At 43.7% G+C, this 3,011-nt stretch carries 4 protein-coding genes and 1 other annotated feature; all 4 genes read left to right on the plus strand.

Features of this window, described 5'->3' with window-relative positions; translation table 11 throughout:
- Positions 1-288 (plus strand): ABC transporter ATP-binding protein (locus tag JJE29_09365; GenBank protein MBK5252824.1); only part of this gene is annotated, 288 nt, incomplete at its 5' end.
- Between the two features lie 11 nt (positions 289-299).
- Positions 300-971: a class I SAM-dependent methyltransferase gene (locus JJE29_09370; protein ID MBK5252825.1), complete on the plus strand. Its 672-nt coding sequence runs from the start codon at positions 300-302 to the stop codon at positions 969-971.
- Positions 950-1,234: a thiamine-binding protein gene (locus JJE29_09375; protein ID MBK5252826.1), complete on the plus strand. Its 285-nt coding sequence runs from the start codon at positions 950-952 to the stop codon at positions 1,232-1,234. Before JJE29_09370 ends, JJE29_09375 begins: the two co-directional genes overlap by 22 nt.
- Positions 1,235-1,300: 66 nt before the next feature.
- Positions 1,301-1,556: a binding site (T-box leader), on the plus strand.
- A gap of 50 nt (positions 1,557-1,606) precedes the next feature.
- The gene (locus JJE29_09380; GenBank protein ID MBK5252827.1) at positions 1,607-2,629 is read left to right on the plus strand and encodes an aspartate--ammonia ligase; all 1,023 of its coding nucleotides are present in this window, start codon (positions 1,607-1,609) and stop codon (positions 2,627-2,629) included.
- Positions 2,630-3,011 lie beyond the last annotated feature (382 nt).

The raw sequence follows: 3,011 nt of genomic DNA on the forward strand, positions 1-3,011 counted from the left end.
ATAATCCTATTGGATGAGCCATTCGGAGGTTTGGACGCAATAACTAAAAGGAAGATGCAGGCCTGGCTCCTAGAGGTGCTTGAAACCTTGAACGCCTCTGTATTCTTCATAACGCATGACATAGAAGAGGCCATTCTTCTCTCGGACAGGATATATGTTCTGTCTGAAAGACCGGCCAGCTTATCCATGGAAATACCTGTGAATATAGAAAGACCGAGAGATCCGGAGATTGTGACAAGCCAAAAATTTAACGAAATCAGGAAACAAATCCTTGAGCTTTTGAGGTAGAAAGGGGAAATATGAGTTTTTTTGATATCGAGGCGCAGAAGTACGATGCATGGTACGACACTACCCAAGGTGGATTCGTAGACGAAACAGAGACTGCATTGGCCTTTAGCATGTTTAGCCCAATGCCTGGAAGCAAACTGCTTGACGCTGGTTGCGGAACGGGAAATTTCAGTTTAAAATTGGCTGAAAAAGGCGTGAGGGTTACCGGAATAGACATCTCGGAAGAGATGATGTCAGTGGCCAGGATTAAAACTGAAAAAGCGGGTTTTGATGTCGAATATAGGCTGGGGAATCTCTACTGTCTTCCGTTTGAAGACGAAAGCTTTGATGCCGTTTTTTCGATGGCCGCATTCGAATTCATCAAAGAGCCCCAGAAAGCCTTCGACGAGCTGATGAGGGTTACCAAGAATGGAGGGACCCTGATGATAGGGACAATAAATGGAGACAGTCCATGGGGAGAGCTCTATAAAACCAAGGAATTCAAGGAGAAAACTGTATTCAAGCATGCCGATTTTAAGGCCATGGAGGACATGGAAGTTTTGTGTCCTGAGAAGCTTGTTGATAAGGGGGCTTGTCTTTTTATGCCGCCAACGGCTCCCGAAAAGGACTTTTGCTGGGAGTCTGAGAATTCTCTTTCTAATAAAGAAAGGGGCGGTTATATTTGTCTGATGTGGAAAAAATAAATTGCGCGCGGATTTCTTTCGCTCCGCTTAGCGTGGAGGATATCGAATCACCGGTGAATGAGGTCTTGAGGCTAATAGAATCTTCAGGACTTAAGGTTGAAACAGGAGCAATGGATACCTTGGTCTGGGGTTCTCCGGGGGAAATTTCGGATATCATTGAAAAAATTCAATCCGAAATGGACGGAAAAGCAAAATATATTTTGGACATAAGAATATCGAATACCTGTGGATGTGCTGGTGATGGACGGAGCTGCCGGTTATAAAAAAATATTTATTGAAAATGTATTGACAAGTACTTTTCACGCCCGTATAATAGTCATTAATTAAAGATTACAGCGATGATGGGAAGAGTAAATAAGTGATGACGTTCAAGCGAGCCGGTTGTGGTGAGAGTCCGGCAACAGATTTCTTATTGAAGAACATCCCAGAGCTTCCGACCGAAATCCCCGCAGGGGAGAGTAGACTCGGACGGTACCGGACCGTTACTGTCGGCAGGCATCGAGTCAAGGCTCCGTGTTTATGAGATGGACCGTTTATCGGTCAATTCGGGTGGTACCGCGGAAGATTCAGCTTTTCGTCCCTTTTTAGGGATGGAAGGCTTTTTTAATGGGAAAAAACAAAAGGAGGAAAAAGAAATGAAGGATTTGAAATATGGTCTTTTTGTACCGGAGGGTTACAAAACAGAATTGGGACTAATTGAAACAGAGGTGGCTATCAAGAAAATCAAGGATTTATTCCAGATGGGATTGGCGGAGGCCCTAGAGCTTACAAGGGTATCGGCACCATTGTTTGTCACGCAAAAGAGCGGACTAAACGACAACCTCAACGGAATCGAAAGGCCTGTAGCCTTTGACATGGTAGATGTTTCGGGCGAAACGGCGGAAATAGTGCAATCCCTTGCCAAATGGAAGCGTTGGGCACTAGGCAAATATGGATTCGAGTCGGGCAAAGGCCTTTACACAGACATGAATGCCATAAGGCGTGACGAGGTTTTAGACAACCTTCATTCAATATATGTGGACCAATGGGACTGGGAAAAAGTAATTTCCAAGGAGCAAAGAAAATTCGAAACACTCAAAGCAATCGTAGAAGACATATATATGGTATTCAAGAAGACCGAAGAATACATGTATTCCCTTTATCCTTCTCTTGGGGAGACTTTGCCGGAAGAAATATTCTTCATAACAAGCCAGGAGCTTGAAGACCGCTATCCCGGCCTTACTGCCAAGGGCAGGGAGGATGCGATTACCAAGGAGAAAAAAGCGGTATTCGTTAGCGAGATAGGGCATAAACTCAAATCCGGAACAAGGCATGACGGAAGAGCCCCGGACTATGACGACTGGAGACTAAACGGCGATATCTTATTCTGGAACCCAATGCTTGAAAAGGCATACGAGGTTTCATCCATGGGCATAAGGGTTGACGAGGAAGCCCTTGAAGAGCAGCTTATGATAGCAGAAGCAGAAGATAGAAAGAACCTTCCGTTTCACAAGGATCTTCTTGAAGGCAAGCTTCCATACACAGTCGGAGGCGGCATAGGACAATCGAGGATTTGCATGTTCTTCCTAAAGAAAGCCCACATAGGCGAAGTGCAGGCTTCCATATGGCCGGAAGCAATGCTCGAAAAATGCGAAGAAGCGGGAATAAAGATTTTGTAGGAAGGAAAAGAAGCGGGCAGCATGCAGCTTGCAGAAAAAGCGTAAAAGCAAAATATATCAAGCATCCCCATCTCTTTATTATAAGAAATGGGGATGCTTTTAATTTTAGATAGACATTGATTTGTTTTGAGCGGTGTTTTTGGCTTTTGCATTTTTTTTACTTATTACTTTCCACTTTCTACTGTATTTCTCTGCCCACTGCCCACTGCCCACTGCCCACTGCCCACTGCCTACTGTTTTAATCTATTACAAAATTGAAACATACGGTTACAATCGATTCATAAATAATTATTTGTGTCTTTACGGTGGTAAGATATGTATATCAAACATTCAAGGAGGAAAAAAACATGTTAAATTTTACAGGACAACTTAATCCAGTGGC

Source organism: Peptostreptococcaceae bacterium (assembly GCA_016649995.1).
In the GTDB taxonomy this organism is placed as follows: Bacteria; Bacillota; Clostridia; order Peptostreptococcales; family BM714; genus BM714.

What these genes read in the sequence shown, in the direction of transcription:
- JJE29_09370 (MBK5252825.1), top strand. Translation starts at nt 300, where the DNA reads ATGAGTTTTTTTGATATCGAGGCGCAGAAGTACGATGCATGGTACGAC.
- JJE29_09380 (MBK5252827.1), top strand. Translation starts at nt 1,607, where the DNA reads ATGAAGGATTTGAAATATGGTCTTTTTGTACCGGAGGGTTACAAAACA.